Raw genomic sequence first — 385 nt, 5'->3', positions numbered from 1 at the left:
GGAGGTTTTCCGCCCCATGAACCAGTGCACTGCCGTGGCCCTGTTACCGCCCCCGGATCACGTCGTCCGGCTTGCCGCCCCCGGGCACCTGCCCCAGGCCGGGTACGTCCTGTGCGAACTCGGTGACGACCACGAAGAGGACCACGCGACCCTGCTGTGGGACGACGACGCGAACCGCGAGGGCATCTGGGTGCGGTGGAACGAGAACCGGGCCAGGCTGGCGGGGCTGGCCTGGTGCACCGCCATCGACGCGCGGAGCGAGGACGCGTGCGGGCTGTTCGCCGGGCACCTCTCCGCGCACGACTGGGACGTCCTGGACCCCACACTCGAAGCGGTGGCGGCGGTCGTCGACGGGTGGCCGGCGGACCCTGCGGCACCCCGGCCC

At 73.0% G+C, this 385-nt stretch carries 1 protein-coding gene; it reads left to right on the top strand.

Going from position 1 to position 385, the window contains the following annotated elements:
* Nucleotides 1-16 precede the first annotated feature (16 nt).
* The coding region (locus G3I71_RS49820) for a hypothetical protein (protein WP_164325604.1) at nucleotides 17-385 on the top strand (369 nt) is incomplete at its 3' end.

Source organism: Streptomyces sp. SID12501 (assembly GCF_010550245.1).
In the GTDB taxonomy this organism is placed as follows: Bacteria; Actinomycetota; Actinomycetes; order Streptomycetales; family Streptomycetaceae; genus Streptomyces.
Note: the sequence above shows the minus strand (reverse complement) of the source record. Positions and strands in the feature narration are given on the sequence as shown.